Raw genomic sequence first — 17598 nt, forward strand, 5'->3', positions numbered from 1 at the left:
GAGTGGTGCATTTCGGGCATTGAGTGCGTTTCGTCACATCGTTCCAGGTGAGGGGGCTCACACGGTTTTCGGGAACTTCGCCTCTTGCGGCAGGGACCTTGGTCCCGAACCGGACCGGTGCCCCGGCAGCTTCACCACGGTCACGAAGAAGTCGTCGATCTGCCGCACCACCTCGATGAACCGCTCGAAGTCCACCGGCTTGGTGACGTAGGCGTTGGCATGCAGATCGTAGCTGCGCAGGATGTCCTCATCGGCCGCGGAGGTGGTGAGCACCACCACCGGGATGGAACGCAGCTCGGGGTCGGCCTTGACCTCGCTGAGCACCTCCCTGCCGTCCTTGCGGGGCAGGTTGAGGTCCAGCAGGATCAGATCCGGCCGGGGCGCGTCGGCATAGCGGCCCTCGCGGCGCAGGTAGGCCATGGCCTCCTCGCCGTCGCCCACCACGTTGAGGTTGTTGCGGACCTTGTTGTCCTCGAACGCCTCGCGGGTCAGCAGTACGTCCCCGGGATCGTCCTCGACCAGCAGCACCTCGATCGCGCCAGGATTGTCACCCATCGGCAGCGTCGTCGCCTTCCTCACTCTCGGTGTCGGCCCGCTCCTCGGTGTCCGCCTGCCGCACGGGCAGCGTCCAGCGGAAGGTGGTACCGGGCCCTTCGTGGCCGGGATCCAGCCAGATGCGGCCGCCGTGGAACTCCACGATCTTGCGGCACATGGCCAGCCCGATGCCGGTGCCACTGTAGGTGTCCTGGGGATGCAGCCGCTGGAAGATCATGAAGATCCGCTCGGCGTACTTGGGGTCGATGCCGATGCCGTTGTCCCGGCAGGCGAACTCCCACATGCCCGGATCGTCGGCCGACGGCTCGGCGGACAGGTGCACCCGCGGCGGATCCTCGCCGCGGAACTTGATGGCGTTGCCCACCAGGTTCTGCAGCAGCACCGCCAGCAGCGTCCGGTCGCCGGTCACCGTCGGCAGCGGGTCGGCGGTGACCTCGGCCCCGCTCTCCTCGATCGGATGCCCCAGGTCGTGCTTGGTCCGCTCCAGCAGGGCGCCCATGTCCACCGGCTCCACCTTGCGCTCCGAGCGGCCCACCCGCGACAGCATCAGCAGGTCGCTGATCAGCGCCTGCATGCGCTTGGCGCCGTCCACCGCGAAATCGATGTAGCGGCGGCCCCGCTCATCCAGCCGGTCGCCGTAGCGGCGCTCCAGCATCTGGCAGAAGCTGGCCACCTTGCGCAGCGGCTCCTGCAGGTCGTGGCTGGCGACATAGGCGAACTGCTCCAGCTCGGCGTTGGAGCGGCGCAGCTCGGCGGCCTGCGCGGCGACCATCTGCCGGGCCTCGGAGGCGGCCCGCCACTCCTGGACGATGCGGTGCCGCATCGAGTCCACGATGTCGGCCAGCTCCACGAAGTCGGCCGGGCCCGAGCCCCGCAGCGGATGGGCGAAGTCGCCCTGGGCGATCGCCCGCACCTGCTCGCTCAGCCGGTTCACCGGGCGCAGCACGGCCCACCGGATCAGCAGCGTGATGGCCGTAGAGCCCACCACGAACACCACGCCGGTGAGCGCCAGCCACAGGTACAGGGTGCGGGCCCGGTCGCGCAGCTGCTGGTCATAGGTGCCGTGCAGCCTCGTCAGCTCCCGCTGCGTGGCGGAGTTGGCGGCGTTGACCTGGCGGAACAGCATCCGCCCGGTCTCGTTGGAGTCCCGGGTCAGCTGCGCGCCCTCGGCCAGCGGGCCGGCGAACCGCTCCCGCCAGACGGCGATGGCGGCCACGGCCGCGTCCACCCGCCTGCGGGTCTCCTCCGCCCCGGGCACCGCGGCCAGCTGCCGGGTCATGGCGGCGGCGGCCTGGCGTTCGGCGGTCACCGCGTCCTTGTAGGCCTTCAGGTCGGCCTCCCTGCCGTGGCGGGCGTAGGCGCGGATGGCCGAGTCCTGCTCCTCCATCGCGGTGGTGAGCTGGAACTGCCGCAGCGCCGCCGGGTCGATCTGGTCGATGAGGATGGCCCGGGCCTGGTTGTAGCCCTGCAGCGCCAGCACCGCCAGCGTCACCGTGATCGCCATCAGCACCGTCAGCGCCGCCGCGGTGGTGTAGAACCACTGGCCCAGCCTGATCCGGCTCAGCCCGCGCAGCTGAGTGGGCGGCCGCAGCGGCGCCAGCTGCGGGGGCAGCGGCGAACTGGCGCTCATCGACCCGGCCGAGACCACCGGCTCGGGCAGCTCGGCGGGACGGGGCGCGGCGGTCACGTGCGCTCCCGGGTGGCCAGCAGCAGCACCGCCACGTCATCGGCCAGCGCCTCGCCGTTGAGCGCCTCGACCCGCGACACCAGCGTGTCGATCAGTGCGTCGCCGGAGGCGCCCTCCTGCACGGCGGTGCGCGCCAGGCCGACCAGGCCGTCGGTGCCCAGCCGGGCCGAGCCCTGCCCGATCCGGCCCTCGATCAGCCCGTCGGTGTAGAGCATCAGGCCCCAGGAGGCGCCCAGCTCGATGTCGATGCCGGGCCACAGGGTGCCGTCCACCAGGTCGACCGGCAGTCCCAGCGCGGGCCCGGCCGGCTCTTCGGGCGCCGCGTTCACCCCGGCCTCGTTCAGCAGCAGCGGCGCCGGGTGACCGGCCAGGTGCAGCCGGGCACTGCGCCGCGAAGGGTCGACGGTCACCATGCACACCGTGGTGAACAGCTCGTCGCTGCGCCGCTCGTGCACCAGCACGGTGTTGAGGATCGACAGCAGCTCCCCGCCGGTGTGCCCGGCCAGCACCAACGTGCGCCAGGCCATGCGCAGGCACACCCCCAGCGCCGCCTCGTCGGGGCCGTGCCCGCACACGTCCCCGATCATCAGGTGCACCGACCCGTCGGCGGTCTGCACCGTGTCGTAGAAGTCGCCGCCCAGCAGCGCCCGCCGCCGGCCGGGCCGGTAGCGGGCGTGGTGCACCAGCGAGTCGTCGTCGATCAGCGGGACCGGCAGCAGCCCCCGCTCCAGACGGGCGTTCTCCCGGCTGACGATGCGGGCCTCCACCAGGCGCCGCTCGCTCTCCTCGGCCCGCTTGCGCTCGATGGCATACCGGATGGCGCGGGCCAGCAGCGGCCCGTCCACCTCCCCTTTGACCAGGTAGTCCTCGGCGCCCAGGGCGACCGCCCGCACCCCCAGGTGGGCGTCGGCCAGCCCGGTCAGCACCACCACCGCCGCCCGGCCGGTCAGCTTCAGCACCTCGCGCAGCAGGTCCAGCCCGCCGGCGTCGGGCAGCGTCATGTCGGCCAGCACGCAGTGGATCCGGCCCGTCATCCGGCGGCGGGCCTCCTCCAGCGTGCGGGCGTGCAGGATCTCCACATCCAGGCCGGACTCGGCGAGCAACTCCTCCACCAGGAACGCATCGCCCGGGTCGTCCTCGATGAGCAGCAGGCGGAGCCTGCCGTCGATCCCCGGCACTGCCGAGGTCGTGTGATCGCTGGTCGTGCTCACCAATGGCTTCCGGTTGGTCGGCGGGGGCAAGGGCCCGGGTTTAGGCTCGACATGGGCGGCTCTGATGGGGGTTGTGACAAGGCTCGGCGGAGGCGTCACCGACCACACGGTGATGGGCCGGACGACGATGCTGTCCCGCACCGGAGCCCGGCTCACGGGGCTGCGCCGGGGATGTCCCGTGCTCGCTCCGTACGCCCTGACCTTACAGTCTTCCTTCCAACGTGCGCATCCATCCGGGCCGGATCCGATCGTCCGGCGGCTGCGGAGAAGGGTTTTCGGGGGTCGCCACGCCCGGCCGGCCCTGGAAAACCGTTCGAGATCCCAGGGGAGAGCCGCCTAGGGTCGCCGTGTGCGAACCGCGCTGCCGGCACCCGACCCGGGTATTCCCGACCACCGCTCACCGGGACGGTACCTGTGGTGGCTGGCGCGGTTGCAGGCCGGGCCGCTGCTGCGCGGCATCGGATGGGGCGTCACCTGGATGGCCTGCATGGCCCTGGGCCCCGCCGCGATGGGCCGGGCGATCGACGAGGGCGTGCGGGGCAAGGACGCCGGTGCCCTGCTGCTGTGGTCGGGCGTGCTGCTTGGACTGGGCGTGCTGCAGGCGGTGAGCACTGCACGGCGGCACCGGCTGGCGACGCTCGTCCGGCTGGCCGCCGCTTACCGCACTGTCCAGGCGGTCACCCGGCAGGCCACCCGGCTGGGCGCCACGCTGTCGCGGCGGAGCGGGGCGGGCGAGGTCGTCAGTGTCGGGATCTATGACATCTCCCACATCGGCGATGTCATGGACGGTGTGATCCGCGGCACCGGTGCGGTGGCGGCCATCGTGGCGGTGCTGGTGCTGCTGGCGGCCGCATCCCCGCCGTCGGCCCTGGTCACGCTGGCCGGCATACCGGTGGTGCTGGCGGCCGGCGCCCTGCTGCTGCGTCCCCACCACCGCCACAGCGAGCGGCTGCGGGAGCTGGTCGGCGACCTCAACACCCGCGCCACCGACATCGTGGCGGGACTGCGGGTCCTGCGCGGCATCGGCGGTGAGGACCTGTTCGCCGAGCGCTACCGGGCCCAGTCCCAGCGGGTCCGGCGCGCCGGGACGCGCCTGGCGCGCTCGGAGGCGCTGCTGGCCGGTGCCGAGGCGCTGCTGCCGGGACTGCTGGTCGCGGCCGTGGTCTGGCTGGGGGCCCGGACGGCGCCGGCGGGCTCGATCACCCCCGGCGAGCTGGTCACCTGCTACGGGTATGTGATTTTTCTGACCCTGCCGATGGCCACGCTCGGCGAAGTCGCCGACAAGATCACACGGGGGCGGGTGGCGGCCGCCCGGGTGGCGCGCTTCCTCGCGCTGGAACCGGAACTGCCCGACTGCGGCACCCTCACTCCGCCCCCGCCGCTTCCGGGGACGCCGGCCGATCCGGGCAGCGGGTTCGTCGCCCGGGCCGGACGGCTGACCGCGCTGGCCGCCGCCGACCCGGCCGATGCCCGCGCCATCGCCGACCGCCTGGGCCGCTACACCGACAGCGAGGCCACCTACAACGGGGTGCCGCTGCGGGAAGTGGCCGGCCTGCGCGAGCGGATCATCGTCGCCGTCAACGAGGACGTCCTGCTGTCGGGCCGCCTGGCGGACGTGCTGGCCTGCGGGCGGCCCGGCGCGTCCGTCCGCGAGGCCGTCCACGCGGCCGCCGCCGAGGACATCGTCATGGCGGTGGGCCTGGACGCCCGCGTGGGGGAGGCCGGCCGGGAGTTCTCCGGCGGCCAGCGGCAGCGGCTGCTGCTGGCCCGGGCGCTGGCCGCCGACCCCGAGGTGCTGGTGCTGGTGGAGCCGACCAGCGCGGTGGACGCGCACACCGAGGCCCGCATCGCCGAGCGGCTGCGCCGGGCCCGGGCGGGCCGCACCACGGTGGTGTGCACCACCAGCCCGCTCATCCTCGACCGCGCCGACCATGTGGTCTTCGTCGCAGACGGCAGGGTCGTCGCAGAAGGACCCCACCGAGTGCTGCTGGCCGCCGAGCCGCGCTATGCCGCCGCCGTGGCCAGGGGGAGCGCCTTGGAGGCCTCTGATGGCCCTGTGCGGATCGGCGAGCAGGAAGGCGAAGGGCGATGAGCGCCGAGACCCTGCCGGTGGCCACGGCCGGCCAGGTGCGGGCGTACGCGTGGCGGCTGGTGCTACGGCACCCGCGGGCGCTGGCCCGGGTGCTGGTGCTGCACGCGCTGGCCGCGGTGGCCGGGCTGGTGGGGCCCTGGCTGCTGGGCGACCTGGTGCAAGGCATCGCCGACGGACACGCCGACGTCGACGGCGTCGCCCTGACCATCGCCGGATTCGTGATCGCTCAGGGCGTGCTGATGTACCACGCCCACTACGCCGCCGCCCGGCTGGGCGAACGGGTCCTGGCCGAGCTGCGGGAGGAGTTCGTCGGCCGGGCCTTGCGGCTGCCGCTGTCGACGGTGGAACGCGCCGGCACCGGCGACCTGGTCAGCCGCGCCTCCCGGGATGTGGGCGCCCTGTCGGACGTGGTGCGCTTCGCCCTGCCGGAGACGATGACCTCACTGGTCCTCGTGGTGTTCACGGTCGGCGCGCTGGTCCTGGTGGGGCCGCTGCTGATGCTGCCGTGCCTGCTGGGCGTCCCGCTGATCTGGGCGGTCACCCGCTGGTACCTGCCGCGCGCCCGCACCGCCTACGTGCGGGAGAACCAGGCGTGGGCGCACCTTGCCGGTGGTCTGGCCGAGACCGTCGCCGCCGCCCGCACCGTCGAGGCGCTGGGCCTGCAACGGCAGCGGCACCGGCGTGTCGACGCCGACATCGCCGCTAGCTGGGAACGCGAGCGCCGCACCCTCCGGCTGCGCCTGGTGTACTACCCGGTGATCGAGCTGAGCTTCACCGTGCAGACCGCCGCCGCCTTGCTGATCGGCGGGCTCTACCACCTCCACGGCTGGGCGTCGCCGGCCCAGGTGACCGCCGCCGTCCTGTACGTCCGGCAGCTCGCCGACCCGGTGGACCAGATCCTCAGCCGGCTGGACAGCCTCCAGCTCGGCGGCGCCTCCCTGGCCCGGCTGCTGGGCGTGGCGCACGTCCCGCCCGACCGGATCCCCACCGCCGGGCGTCCCCCGCTGGACGGCGAGCCCTCCCTGGCCGCCTGTGACGTCCGCTACGCCTACCGCGCGGACCGGGACGTGCTGCACGGGGTGGACCTGGTGCTGCGCCCGGGAGAGCGGCTGGCGGTGGTCGGGCCGAGCGGGGCGGGCAAGTCCACTCTGGGGCTGCTGCTGGCCGGCGTTCACACCCCTCGCACCGGCACGGTGACGGTCGGTACGGACGGCCTCCGGGTGCCGTTGGTGGAGCTGCCGTTGGAGGAGCTGCGCGGCCAGGTCGCCCTGGTCACCCAGGAGCACCACGTCTTCTACGGCACGGTGCGCGACAACCTGCTGCTGGCCCGTCCCGACGCCACCGACGAGCAGGCGCGTGCCGCGCTGGAGGCGGTCGAATGGGACGGCCCCGGCCTGGACGCCGTGGTGGGCTCCGGCGGGCGGGCGCTGTCCCCGGCGCAGGTCCAGCAGCTCGCGCTGGCCCGGCTGGTGCTGGCCGACCCGCACACCCTGGTGCTGGACGAGGCCACCTCGCTGCTGCACCCGCGGGCGGCCCGCAGGCTGGAGCGGTCACTGGCGGCGGTGCTGGAGGGCCGCACGGTGGTGGCCATCGCGCACCGCCTGCACACCGCCCACGACGCCGACCGGGTGGCGGTGATGGAGGACGGCCGCATCAGCGAACTCGGCTCCCACCAAGAGCTGATCGAGGCCGGCGGCCGGTATGCCGCCCTGTGGCGCTCCTGGCATGGCACCTGACCGCCGGCCCGGTTCAGCCCAGGTGGGTCTTGAGGAACTCCACCTGCAGCTTCAGCAGGTTCTCGGCGACGACCTCCTGCGGGGTCATGTGGGTCACCCCCGACAGCGGCAGCACGCTGTGCGGACGGCCGGCCGCCAGCAGCGCCGACGACAGGCGCAGCGTGTGGGCGGCCACCACGTTGTCGTCGGCCAGGCCGTGGATGAGCAGCAGCGGACGCTCCAGCTTGGCGGCGTCCTCGATCAGGCTGTTGCGCCGGTAGTTGTCCGGCTCCTCATCGGGGTGGCCCAGGTAACGCTCGGTGTAGTGGGTGTCGTACAGCCGCCAGTCGGTCACCGGGGCGCCGGCGACCGCCGCGTGGAAGACGTCCGGGCGGCGCAGCACCGCCAGCGCCGCCAGCCAGCCGCCGAACGACCAGCCGCGGATGCCCACCCGGCTCAGGTCGAGGGCGTCCGGGAAGTTGCGGGCGGCCTCCTGCAGGGCGGTGATCTGGTCTTCCAGCACCGGCCCGGCGAAGTCGCCGTGCACCGCGCGCTCCCAGGCCGGGCCGCGGCCCGGAGTGCCCCGGCCGTCGGCGATGACCACCGCGAACCCCTGGTCGGCCAGCCACTGGGCCTCGTTGTAGGCGCGCCGCACCGCCAGCACCCGCTGGGCGTGCGGGCCGCCGTAGGGGTCCATCAGCACCGGCAGCCTGCCGTCGGCGGCCTTCCAGCCGGTGGGCAGCACCACCGCGGTGCGGATCCGCCGCTCGCCGGCGTGCAGCAGGCGCACCGACGGCGTGATCACCGGGGTCTCCGCCCGGGAGGCGATCTGGTGCTCGCCGCCCGGGGTGATCACGCGCACCTCCACCCCGTCCCGGTCCAGCCGGGAGGCGGTCAGCACGGTCACCTTCCCCGCCCGGGCGCCGCCGAAGACCCCCTGCCCTTCGCTGAGCCGGGTCAGCTCACCCGGCGCATACGACCACACGTGCACCTCGGTCGGCTCCTCGGAGGCGGTGAACAGCACCGCATCGCCGTCCACCCCCAGCACCGACCGCACCTGCAGGCCCGGCGGGGTGACCGGGACGCCGTCCACGGTCAGCCGCCGGGTGTCGGTGTCGGCATCCTCCACCGTCCACACCAGGGCGCCGCCACTGGTGCGGGCCGGCAGGCCGCGGACGATCTCCAGCCACACCGGGTCGTGGGACACGTGCAATACCGAGGTGGCGCCGTCGGCGGGGGAGACCTGAAGCACCCGCATGACCCGCTGGTCGCGGGACTGGACGACGATCAGCGGCCCGTGCCGGTCCCAGCCGGCGGTGACCAGGTAGGGGAACTCGGCGCGGTCCCACACCACGGGCGTGCGGCCGCCGTCCACGCCGATCACATACAGCGACACATAGGCGTTGGGGGTGCCCGCCGCCGGGTAGGCGATCTCGGTGGCCGGGCGCTGCGGGTTGGCGGGGTCGGCGATGTGCCAGCGCGTCACCGGGGTCTCATCCACCCGCGCCACCAGCAGCGACTCCCCGTCCGGCGCCCACCAGTGGCCGCGGGTGCGGCCCATCTCCTCGGCGGCGATGAACTCGGCCAGCCCGTAGGAGACCTGCTCGCTTTCCGGGCGCACCAGCGCCCGGTCGCCGGTGCCGTCCATCTCCACCACGCGCAGCGTCCGCCCGGACACATACGCCACCCGGCGCCCGGTCGGGTCCGGGCGCGGGTCGAACACCGGCGTGGCCGTCTCCAGCGTCCGCACCGCGGCCTCCCGCAGATCGGCCACCATCAACCGGCCGTCCAGCGCGAACGCCGCCCTGCGCACCTCGCGGTCGGTGGCGTACCCGACGATCCCGCCGGCCTGCTCGCGGACGCGCTCGCGGCGGGCCCGCTCCTCGGGAGGAAGATCCTCCTGGCCGGAAGAGGCCAGCGCCGCCGGGTCGGCCACCAGGCGTTCCTCACCGCCGCCCAACTCCAGCGTCCACAGGCAGGTGACCGGGTCGGTGCCCGACTTGGTGCGCAGGAACGCCAGGCGGGAGCCGTCCGGGGCGATGCGGAAATCGCGGGGAACTCCCAGGGTGAACCGGCGGGTGCGGGCGCTTTGCCGCGGGTAGCTCGTGGTCATGCCCCCGAGTCTGCCAGCCCGAGTTCGCCTCATGCGGTGGCCGGGCGCCGTGCGCTCTGGCAAGGTTGAGAAAGTTCACCTTTCCCTTGCCGTCGGCCATGCCGATCGGAAAGCGCCGCGTGGGCGGGTACCGTGAGAGATCGCCCCCGGGGTGAACGTTATGCAATCGATCCACACCCGCCCCTTGACGGGCAGGCGGGTGGGCGGCCTCTCCGGTAGTTTCGGAGACTCCCGCCCCTTGGCCCCCGTGTAGCAGGAGTGTCGATGCCGGAGCTGCAGTCGAGTGATCCGCGGCGCCTGGGTTCCTACCAGATTCTGGAACGTCTCGGCGAGGGCGGCCAGGGTGTCGTCTACTTGGGGCAGGACGCCGAAGGCAACAAGGTCGCCATCAAGCTGCTGCGCGGCGACCTGACCGAGGACGCCTCGGCCCGCAGCCGGTTCGTGCGCGAGGCGCAGGCCGCCAAGCAGGTCGCCCGGTTCTGCACCGCGCAGGTGCTGGAGATCGACCTGGAGGGCGACCGGCCCTACATCGTCAGCGAGTTCGTGCCCGGCCCCTCCCTGCAGAAGCTGGTCACCGAGCAGGGGCCGCGCACCGGGGCGGCGCTGGACCGGCTGGCCATCGGCACCATGACCGCGCTGGTGGCCATCCACCAGGCCGGCATCGTGCACCGCGACTTCAAGCCGCACAACGTGCTGATGGCCCCCGACGGCCCCCGCGTGATCGACTTCGGCATCGCCCGGGCCCTGGACGCCGGCTCCACCAACAGCACCAAGGCCATCGGCACCCCCGCCTACATGGCGCCCGAGCAGGTGATGGGCGCCCAGCTGACCGAGGCGGTGGACATCTTCTCCTGGGCCTCGACGATGGTGTTCGCCGCCACCGGGCGGCCCCCGTTCGGCCAGGACAGCATCCACGCCGTCATCAACCGGCTGCTGAACGAGCCCCCGAACCTGGAGGGGGTGCCCGACGACCTGCGCGAGCTGCTCCGCGAGTGCCTGGCCAAGGACCCCAAGGCCCGTCCCACCTCCCAGGCGCTGATGATGCGGCTGATCGGCGGCGGTGGCGGCGGCGCCGCCCAGCTGCCGCTGCCGGGGCCGGCCGACGGCGCGACCGTGCTGGACGGCTCGGCGGCCGGCGAGGCCACCCGCGTCGCCGAGGCGCAGACGGCGGCGATGAACCCGCTGCCGCCCGGCGGTGAGATCCCCACCACGGTGCTGGCGGAGGGCCAGCAGATGGCGGCCAGGTCCACCGACCCCGGGCGGACCCGGGTGGCCGGCCCGATGGGCATCCCCCCGGCGGGCCCCTCCGGTCCCCCGCCCCACGGCCCGGTGAGCGGGACGCTGCCGGGCGTGCCCGGTTACCCGCCCCCGCCGGGACGGCGCGGGGCGCCGCCGGGCGAGGACCGCTCCAAGAGCCCGCTGCTGCTGGCGGTGGCGGCGGTGGCCGGGGTGCTGGTACTCATCGGCGCGCTGGCGTACGCGGCGAGCCGGGGGGACGACCCGGCCGACCCGAACCCCTCTCCCACGGCCGAGCAGACCGTCGACGACGACGCCGGCGAGGAGCGGCCGCAGGACGACTCGCAGCAGACCGAGCCGCCGCAGGAGACCTACCAGCCCCAGCCGCGTCCCCGGCGCACCGAGCGGCAGCAGCCCCCGCCCCCCTCCGAGCCGTCCCAGCCGCCGGCCACCCAGCCCCCGCCCACCCAGCCGCCCGGCGGCGACGGCGGTGACGGCGGTCCCGGCGGCGGTGATGAGGGCCCCGGCGGTGACGGCGGTCCCGGCGGTGACGGCGGCCCCGACGGCGGTGACGGCGGTCCCGGCGGCGGTGATGAGGGCCCCGGCGGCGGCCCCGGGGGCGGAGGTCCCGGCGGGGGCGGCGGCCCCGGTATGGGCACCGGCCAGCAGATCATTCCGGCGCCCTGAGTATGGTCGGCCTATGAGTGACACGGACCGGCGGATCCTGTTCGTCCACGCCCATCCGGATGACGAATCGATCAGCACCGGCGCGACCATGGCGAAGTACGCCGCCGAGGGCGCCCATGTCTGCCTGGTGACCTGCACGCTGGGCGAAGAAGGCGAGATCATCCCCGAGGAGCTGCGTCACCTCGCCTCCGACAAGGAGGACCGGCTCGGCGAGTTCCGGATCGGCGAACTGAAGGAGGCCTGCGCGGCGCTCGGCGTCACCGACCACCGCTTCCTGGGCGGCGCCGGCCGCTGGCGGGACTCGGGCATGATGGGCGCCCCGTCCAACGACCATCCCCGCTGCTTTTGGCGGGCGGACGTGGAGGAGGCCGCCAGGCTGCTCGCCGAGATCATCCGCGAGGTGCGCCCGCAGGTGATCGTCACCTACGACGAGCACGGCCACTACGGGCACCCCGACCACATCCAGGCCCACCGGGTGACGGTGCGGGCGCGTGAGCTGGCCGCCGACCCCGCCCACGGCGAGGGCGAGCCCTGGTCGGCCGCCAAGCTCTACGCCACCGCCACGCCGCGCACGGTGCTGGCCCGGTCGATCGCGCTGATGCGCGACTCCCGCCACCCCTTCGAACGGGTCTCCAGCATCGACCAGCTCGGCTACGGGGTGCCCGACGACCAGGTCACCACGGTGGTGGACGCCCGCGCCCACCTGCCGGCCAAGCTGGCGGCGCTGCGCGCCCACCGCACCCAGGTCGTGGTGGCCTCCGAAGGGCCGTTCTTCGCGCTGTCCAACAACATCGGGCAGCAGGCGTTCGGCGCCGAGTACTACACCCTGCTGGACGGGCCGCGCGGCCCGGCGGTGGCCGACGGACGCGAAAGCGGGCTGTTTTCGGGGCTGCCCGGCCTGGAGTAGACCGGCGACGGGGAACGGGCGGCCCGAACCGAATGGATAACCTCAGTGGCTGTGGACAACGACCAGGACACCGGAGTGCCGCTGACCGGGGACGGCGGCACCCCGGTCCTGCCCGGTGGGCCTTCGCCCGAGGACTTCCCGGCCGTTGCGAAAGCGAACCCGCCGGCCGCGCCGCCGCCCGATGAGGGGGCGCTGCGGGCCTTCGTCGTCGGCGGCGCCTACGGGCTGCTGGCGCTGCTGGGTCTGGCCATGGGATGCATCGGCTCCCTGCACTACCGGTGGAGCGCCGGGCCGGTCCCGGTGGCGGCGATCGTGCTGGTGGCGCTGAACTTCGCGGTGCCCTGGCTGGTCGGCTGGGGGATGCGCGCCAAGTCGGCCGCGGCGGTCCCCTGGGTGACCTGGATGGCCGTGGTGATCGCCGCCTCCAGCCCGCGCGCTGAAGGCGACCTGCTCATCACCGGGGACCTGCCCGGCTACCTGTTCATGATCGGCGGCATGGTCACCGGCGGCCTGGCCGTGGCGCTCACCCGGTCCGCCGGAGTGCCCGGAGCCTGGCTGCTGGGCCCCGGCGTGACCCGTGACCGGACCTGACCTGCGGTACCTTCCGGGCGCCTGGGTAGTGTCTGGGGCATTGTGAGCGAAGAGCGTCTTTTGCAGCCGTCCGACCAGCCCGCCGTCCAGCTGGACCCCCGCGAGTTCCGCCGGGTGCTCGGCCGGTTCGCCACCGGGGTGGCGATCGTCTCCACGGTGGCCGATGGCGTGGACTACGCCATGACCATCAACGCCTTCACCTCGGTCTCCCTGGACCCGCTGCTGGTGCTGTTCTGCGCGGACAAGAACGCCCGCCTGCACGGGGCGGTGCTGAAATCCGGCCGGTGGGCGGTGTCGGTGCTGCCCGAGAGCGCCCGGGACCTTTCTGAGTGGTTCGCGACCCGGGGCCGGCCGCTGGACGGCAGGCTGGGCGGCCACCCGTTCACCCGGGGCGAGCACACCGGGGCGGCGATCTTCACCGAGGCGCTGGCGGCGCTGGAGTGCCGCACTCACGCCGTGCACGACGGCGGCGACCACAGCATCGTGGTCGGCCGGGTCCTGGCGGCGTCCACCCCCGCCCCCCAGCACCGTCCCCTGCTGTATTTCGAGGGCCGCTACCGCACCCTGGCCTAGCCTCCCGCGGGACCTGCGGATTCGCATGCCGTCGTCCTTCGCGGGAGGGAAAACGGTCTCCTCCTCGCGAAGAGGGGATATCCCTCCGCACGGAGGGTGACATTTCCTGCCGTCTCCAGGAGAGTCACTTTCCGACCTCGCGTTCGACGAGAGGACGGAGCAGTGAACCTTTTCCGGCACCCTGGGCACGGAAACCTCGGCGGCACTCGGTCCCATACCGCGGGCGGGCCATGGCAGCGTCCCCGGCGCACCCGTTCCGGCCTGCGGAAACGGCGTGCTGAAAAAGGTTCGGTGAAAAAGCGGCTGGCGGCGTTCGGGATCGCGGCCGCCGGGGCGGGCGTGCTGATCGTGACACCGGCCTCCGCCGCGAGCACCGCGGCCGGGCTCGACCCGGCGAAACTGCAGGCCGCCATGGACGGGGTGCACCGGGCGGGCATGCCGGGCCTGTACGCCCAGGTGCGCGACGGCGGCCGGGTGTGGCGCGGGGCCTCCGGGGTCGCCGACGTCCGGACCGGCCGTCCCGTCACGCCCCACATGCGCCAGCGCGTCGGCAGCATCACCAAGACCTTCACCGCCGCCGCCGTCCTGCAACAGGCCGAACGGGGCAGGATCCGGCTCGACGACCCCATCGGCCGCTACCTGCCGCACCTGGTGCCCGGTGAACGCGGCCGGCGCATCACCGTCCGGATGCTGCTCAACCACACCAGCGGAATCGCCGACTACATCCCCTACGCCTTCCCCTCCCTGCTGCAGGGGTCGCCCCGCAGCCTGGAGGACAACCGGTTCCGCCGGTTCCGCCCGGCCGAGCTGATCAGGATGGGGCTGGCCGCGCCCGCCACCGGCCGGCCCGGTGAACTGCCCGGGTCCTACTCCAACACCAACTACGTCATCCTCGGGCAGCTGCTGGAACGGGTGACCGGCACCCCGGCCGAAAAGCACATCACCCGCAACGTCATCGAACGCGCCGGGCTCAAGCACACCGCGTTCCCGGCCGGCCCCCGCATCAAAGGGCCGCATCCGCGGATGTACGAGGCGATGTACGGCCTGATCGACCCGCCGCGCGACTACAGCGTCTACGACATGTCCTGGGTGGGCACGGCGGGCGCCGTGGTGTCGACCATGGACGACCTCAACCGCTTTTACGCCGCCCTGCTGAACGGCAAGATCATCAGCAGGGCGTCGCTGGCGCAGATGCAGCGCACGGTGCCGGTCGGCGTCGGCGGCGGGACCATGGACTACGGCCTCGGCCTGTATGCGGTCCACACGCCTTGCGGCGTCTTCTGGGGGCACGACGGCGTGGTCTGGGGAGCGGGAGCACAGTCGCTGATCCGCGCCGACGGCGGACGGCAGGTCTCCTACGCGGTGAACCTCACCAAGTACAACCGGCCGGACTCCTCGGGGAACCTGCAACCCCACCCCATCGACGAGGCGTTCGGGCCGTTCCTGCAGCTGGCCCTCTGCGGGGACCGGCAGGCCCAGGTCACCTTCGCCCGGCGGCCTGTGACACCGATGCCCTTGATGGGCGTGCCGGCCCTGCGCTGAGCGGGCCTCCCCGTTCCTCGGAAAAGAGCGCCCGGGGCCAGGTGCCCCGGGCGCCCGAGCGGGGAGCGATCAAAACTCGCGCAGTGCGATCTCCAGCCGGTCCAGCGCCCAGTCCAGGTCCTCCCTGCTGATCACCAGCGGCGGGGCCAGCCGCAGCGTGGTCTCGTGGGTCTCCTTGGCCAGCACGCCCAGCTCCAGCAGCCGCTCACTGACCGGGCGGGCCTTGCCGTTCAGCTCCACCCCGGCCCACAGCCCGCGTCCGCGCACCTCGCGGACCACGTCGCCGGGCAGCGCGCTCAGCCGCCGGTGCATGTGCTCACCCAGCGTCCGCGACCGCTCCTGGTACTCGCCGGTGCGCAGCATCGCGATCACCTCGCGTCCCACCGCGCAGGCCAGCGGGTTGCCCCCGAACGTCGAGCCGTGCTGGCCGGGCTTGAACACCCCCAGCACATCGGCGTCGGCGACCACCGCCGACACCGGCAGGATGCCGCCGCCCAGCGCCTTGCCCAGCACGTACACGTCGGGGACGACACCCTCGTGCTCGACGGCGAACGTGGCGCCGGTGCGGCCCAGCCCGGACTGGATCTCGTCGGCGATCATCAACGCGCCGTGCTCGGTGCACAGCCGGCGCACCGCCGTCAAAAACCCCCTGGGCGGCACGATCACCCCGGCCTCGCCCTGGATCGGCTCGACCAGCACCCCCACGGTGTTCTCGTCCATCGCCGCCGCCAGCGCCTGCGCATCCCCGTACGGGACGATGCGGAAGCCGGGGGTGTAGGGGCCGTAGGAGTTACGGGCGTCCGGGTCGGTGGAGAAGCTGATGATCGTGGTGGTCCGGCCGTGGAAGTTGCCCTCGAAGGTGATGATGTTGGCCCGGTCGGCCGGCACGCCCTTGACCTCGTAACCCCACTTGCGCGCGGTCTTGAGGGCGGTCTCGACGGCCTCGGCGCCGCTGTTCATCGGCAGCACCATCTCCTTGCCGGCCAGCTCGGCCAGCTCGGCGACGAACGGCCCGAACTGGTCGTGGTCGAAGGCCCGGCTGACCAGGGTGACCCGCTCCAGCTGCCGCCGCGCGGCGGCGATGAGCCGGGGGTGACGGTGCCCGAAGTTGACCGCCGAGTAGGCGGCCAGCATGTCCAGCAGGCGCCGTCCCTCGACATCGGTCACCCAGGCGCCCTCGGCCTCGGCGATCACGACCGGGAGCGGATGGTAGTTGTGGGCGCTGTGCTCGTCGGACAGTGCGCGCAGCTGTTCGGTTCGCGTCGTCACGATGCTCCTTCGGCGGTCCGCCGACCTTTAGATGACCGTGGCCGGAGTCGCCCGCACCGGGGATCGGCCCGGCGCAGGCCGGGAAGGCGAGGTGGCCGCCTCCCCTGCGTCCAGCGTATGTTCGAAGCAGACAGCGGAGACAGTCACAAAACCGACTTCAGAGGGTGCGTTCGTTGCGTCTTGACGAGCTCGACCGCAGGATCGTTGCGCAGCTGATGGAGAACGCCCGGGCCTCCTACGCCCAGATCGGCGACGCCATCGGGCTGTCGGCGCCCGCGGTCAAACGCCGCGTCGACCGGCTGCGCGAGGAGGGCGTCATCACCGGCTTCGCCGCGGTGGTCGACCCGGCGGCGCTGGGCTGGACCACCGAGGCGTTCATCGAGATCTTCTACGACGGCGCCCGCTCCCCGGAGGAGACCTACGAGAGCGTCCGCAAGTATCCGGAGGTCATCGCCGCCTACACCATCACCGGCGAGGCCGACGCCCTGATCCACCTGCGGGCCCGCGACATCAGTCACCTGGAGGAGACCCTGGAGCGCCTGCGCCGCGAACCCAACATCGCCCAGACCAAGACCTCGATCGTGCTGTCCCGCCTGATCGGCCGCCCCACCGACGGCCCGGGTCCACCGGGGATGACCTGCGATCGGACACCGATGGGGAGTTGAGAACTGCGCCGCGGATCGTTCTCCGCACAGGCCAGGGGGCGGGTTCCGGGCGCTTGGTTACCAAACGGTAGGCTCCCTGGCATGGAGTTCGCGACCGCCGACCTGATCGACGAATTCGACGCCGAGCTGGCCAGCTGCGAGACCCAGTTCCGGCAGTACGGTGCGCGCACCGCCTTCGCCGGCCCGATCGCCACCATCCGCTGCCACCGCGACAACGCACTGGTCAAGAAGCTGCTGAACACCCCCGGCGAGGGCCGGGTGCTGGTGGTGGACGGCGGCGGCTCCCTGGCCTCGGCCCTGATGGGCGACCTGATCGCCGCCTCCGCGGTCGAGCAGGGCTGGTCCGGCGTGGTGATCAACGGCGCGGTCCGCGACGTGGCGACCCTGCGCACCCTGAACCTGGGCATCAAAGCCCTGGGCTCCAACCCCCGCAAGAGCGCCAAGGAAGGCGTCGGCGAGGTCGACGTCCCCGTCACCTTCGGCGGCGTGGAGTTCCGCCCCGGCCACTGGCTCTACAGCGACGAGGACGGCATCGTAGTGGCTTCCCGCCGCCTCATCTGATCCACTCAAAAGTTGTGGAAACGCTACGGAAAAGCTTCCCGCTGGAGCCAAAACTAATCCTGTAGCTTGATCTTTGTTAATGCTCTGGGGTTGCGAAGGCTTGAGCGCGGACGAATGTCGATCTGTGCTAATAAGGAGAGCAGGCGGGCGCGAGTTGAGTCAGCGTGCTGAAGGTGACGAAGAACCTCGGAGGG

At 72.8% G+C, this 17598-nt stretch carries 14 protein-coding genes; 9 read left to right on the forward strand and 5 right to left on the reverse strand.

Annotated elements, in window-relative coordinates; translation table 11 throughout:
- Window positions 1-57: 57 nt before the first annotated feature.
- From BUE48_RS05570 to BUE48_RS05580, 3 genes are read right to left on the reverse strand one after another with little or no spacing between them, the layout of a single operon-like run.
- A complete protein-coding gene (locus tag BUE48_RS05570; RefSeq protein ID WP_012851493.1) occupies window positions 58-555 on the reverse strand; it encodes a response regulator in 498 nt (165 codons plus the stop codon).
- Entirely contained in the window at window positions 548-2242 is a 1695-nt protein-coding gene (locus tag BUE48_RS05575; RefSeq protein ID WP_286989148.1) for a sensor histidine kinase, read from the reverse strand. Before BUE48_RS05575 ends, BUE48_RS05570 begins: the two co-directional genes overlap by 8 nt.
- Entirely contained in the window at window positions 2239-3453 is a 1215-nt protein-coding gene (locus BUE48_RS05580) for a PP2C family protein-serine/threonine phosphatase (protein WP_286989150.1), read from the reverse strand. The genes BUE48_RS05575 and BUE48_RS05580 overlap by 4 nt, the downstream gene beginning before the upstream one ends.
- A gap of 349 nt (window positions 3454-3802) precedes the next feature.
- Here BUE48_RS05580 and BUE48_RS05585 point away from each other — a divergent pair, with 349 nt between their 5' ends.
- Together BUE48_RS05585 and BUE48_RS05590 are read left to right on the forward strand one after the other, a co-directional pair.
- Window positions 3803-5545: an ABC transporter transmembrane domain-containing protein gene (locus BUE48_RS05585; RefSeq protein WP_286989151.1), complete on the forward strand. Its 1743-nt coding sequence runs from the start codon at window positions 3803-3805 to the stop codon at window positions 5543-5545.
- Entirely contained in the window at window positions 5542-7281 is a 1740-nt protein-coding gene (locus BUE48_RS05590) for an ABC transporter ATP-binding protein (RefSeq protein ID WP_286989152.1), read from the forward strand. The genes BUE48_RS05585 and BUE48_RS05590 overlap by 4 nt, the downstream gene beginning before the upstream one ends.
- A gap of 13 nt (window positions 7282-7294) precedes the next feature.
- Here BUE48_RS05590 and BUE48_RS05595 read toward each other — a convergent pair whose 3' ends face one another.
- Window positions 7295-9373, reverse strand: a complete 2079-nt coding sequence (locus BUE48_RS05595; RefSeq protein ID WP_286989154.1) for a S9 family peptidase — start codon at window positions 9371-9373, stop codon at window positions 7295-7297.
- A gap of 264 nt (window positions 9374-9637) precedes the next feature.
- On the opposite strand from BUE48_RS05595, the gene BUE48_RS05600 reads away from it, so the two are divergent.
- From BUE48_RS05600 to BUE48_RS05620, 5 genes are all read left to right on the forward strand, one after another.
- On the forward strand, window positions 9638-11296 hold the full coding sequence (locus tag BUE48_RS05600; protein ID WP_286989155.1) for a serine/threonine-protein kinase: 1659 nt from the start codon (window positions 9638-9640) through the stop codon (window positions 11294-11296).
- Between the two features lie 13 nt (window positions 11297-11309).
- Window positions 11310-12203, forward strand: coding sequence for an N-acetyl-1-D-myo-inositol-2-amino-2-deoxy-alpha-D-glucopyranoside deacetylase (gene mshB / locus BUE48_RS05605; protein WP_012851500.1), 894 nt, complete (start codon window positions 11310-11312; stop codon window positions 12201-12203).
- Between the two features lie 51 nt (window positions 12204-12254).
- Window positions 12255-12794 carry a hypothetical protein gene (locus BUE48_RS05610; RefSeq protein WP_041439338.1) on the forward strand — a complete coding sequence of 180 codons (540 nt, stop codon included), beginning with the start codon at window positions 12255-12257 and terminating at the stop codon, window positions 12792-12794.
- 42 nt (window positions 12795-12836) lie between these two features.
- Window positions 12837-13367: a flavin reductase family protein gene (locus BUE48_RS05615; RefSeq protein WP_286989158.1), complete on the forward strand. Its 531-nt coding sequence runs from the start codon at window positions 12837-12839 to the stop codon at window positions 13365-13367.
- A gap of 291 nt (window positions 13368-13658) precedes the next feature.
- On the forward strand, window positions 13659-14909 hold the full coding sequence (locus BUE48_RS05620; RefSeq protein ID WP_245536992.1) for a serine hydrolase domain-containing protein: 1251 nt from the start codon (window positions 13659-13661) through the stop codon (window positions 14907-14909).
- Window positions 14910-14978: 69 nt separating this feature from the next.
- Here the strand turns inward: BUE48_RS05620 and rocD are convergent, their stop codons facing one another.
- Window positions 14979-16178 (reverse strand): ornithine--oxo-acid transaminase, encoded by a 1200-nt coding sequence (rocD, locus tag BUE48_RS05625; RefSeq protein WP_012851504.1) that lies wholly within the window; start codon window positions 16176-16178, stop codon window positions 14979-14981.
- 173 nt (window positions 16179-16351) lie between these two features.
- Between rocD and BUE48_RS05630 the strand changes: the two genes are divergently transcribed.
- Both BUE48_RS05630 and rraA read left to right on the forward strand, forming a co-directional pair.
- Complete coding sequence (locus BUE48_RS05630; protein ID WP_286989162.1) at window positions 16352-16843, forward strand: Lrp/AsnC family transcriptional regulator; 492 nt, start codon at window positions 16352-16354, stop codon at window positions 16841-16843.
- An 81-nt stretch (window positions 16844-16924) separates the two neighbouring features.
- Window positions 16925-17404, forward strand: a complete 480-nt coding sequence (gene rraA, locus BUE48_RS05635; protein ID WP_012851506.1) for a ribonuclease E activity regulator RraA — start codon at window positions 16925-16927, stop codon at window positions 17402-17404.
- Window positions 17405-17598 lie beyond the last annotated feature (194 nt).

The sequence above is a fragment of the Thermomonospora sp. CIF 1 genome, assembly GCF_001896795.1.
Taxonomy (GTDB): Bacteria; Actinomycetota; Actinomycetes; order Streptosporangiales; family Streptosporangiaceae; genus Thermomonospora; species Thermomonospora curvata.

Excerpts from the sequence above, each read along its gene's own strand:
- BUE48_RS05570 (WP_012851493.1), bottom strand. The coding sequence starts at position 555 with ATGGGTGACAATCCTGGCGCGATCGAGGTGCTGCTGGTCGAGGACGAT.
- BUE48_RS05590 (WP_286989152.1), top strand. The coding sequence starts at position 5,542 with ATGAGCGCCGAGACCCTGCCGGTGGCCACGGCCGGCCAGGTGCGGGCG.
- BUE48_RS05595 (WP_286989154.1), bottom strand. The coding sequence starts at position 9,373 with ATGACCACGAGCTACCCGCGGCAAAGCGCCCGCACCCGCCGGTTCACC.
- BUE48_RS05600 (WP_286989155.1), top strand. The coding sequence starts at position 9,638 with ATGCCGGAGCTGCAGTCGAGTGATCCGCGGCGCCTGGGTTCCTACCAG.
- mshB (WP_012851500.1), top strand. The coding sequence starts at position 11,310 with ATGAGTGACACGGACCGGCGGATCCTGTTCGTCCACGCCCATCCGGAT.
- rraA (WP_012851506.1), top strand. The coding sequence starts at position 16,925 with ATGGAGTTCGCGACCGCCGACCTGATCGACGAATTCGACGCCGAGCTG.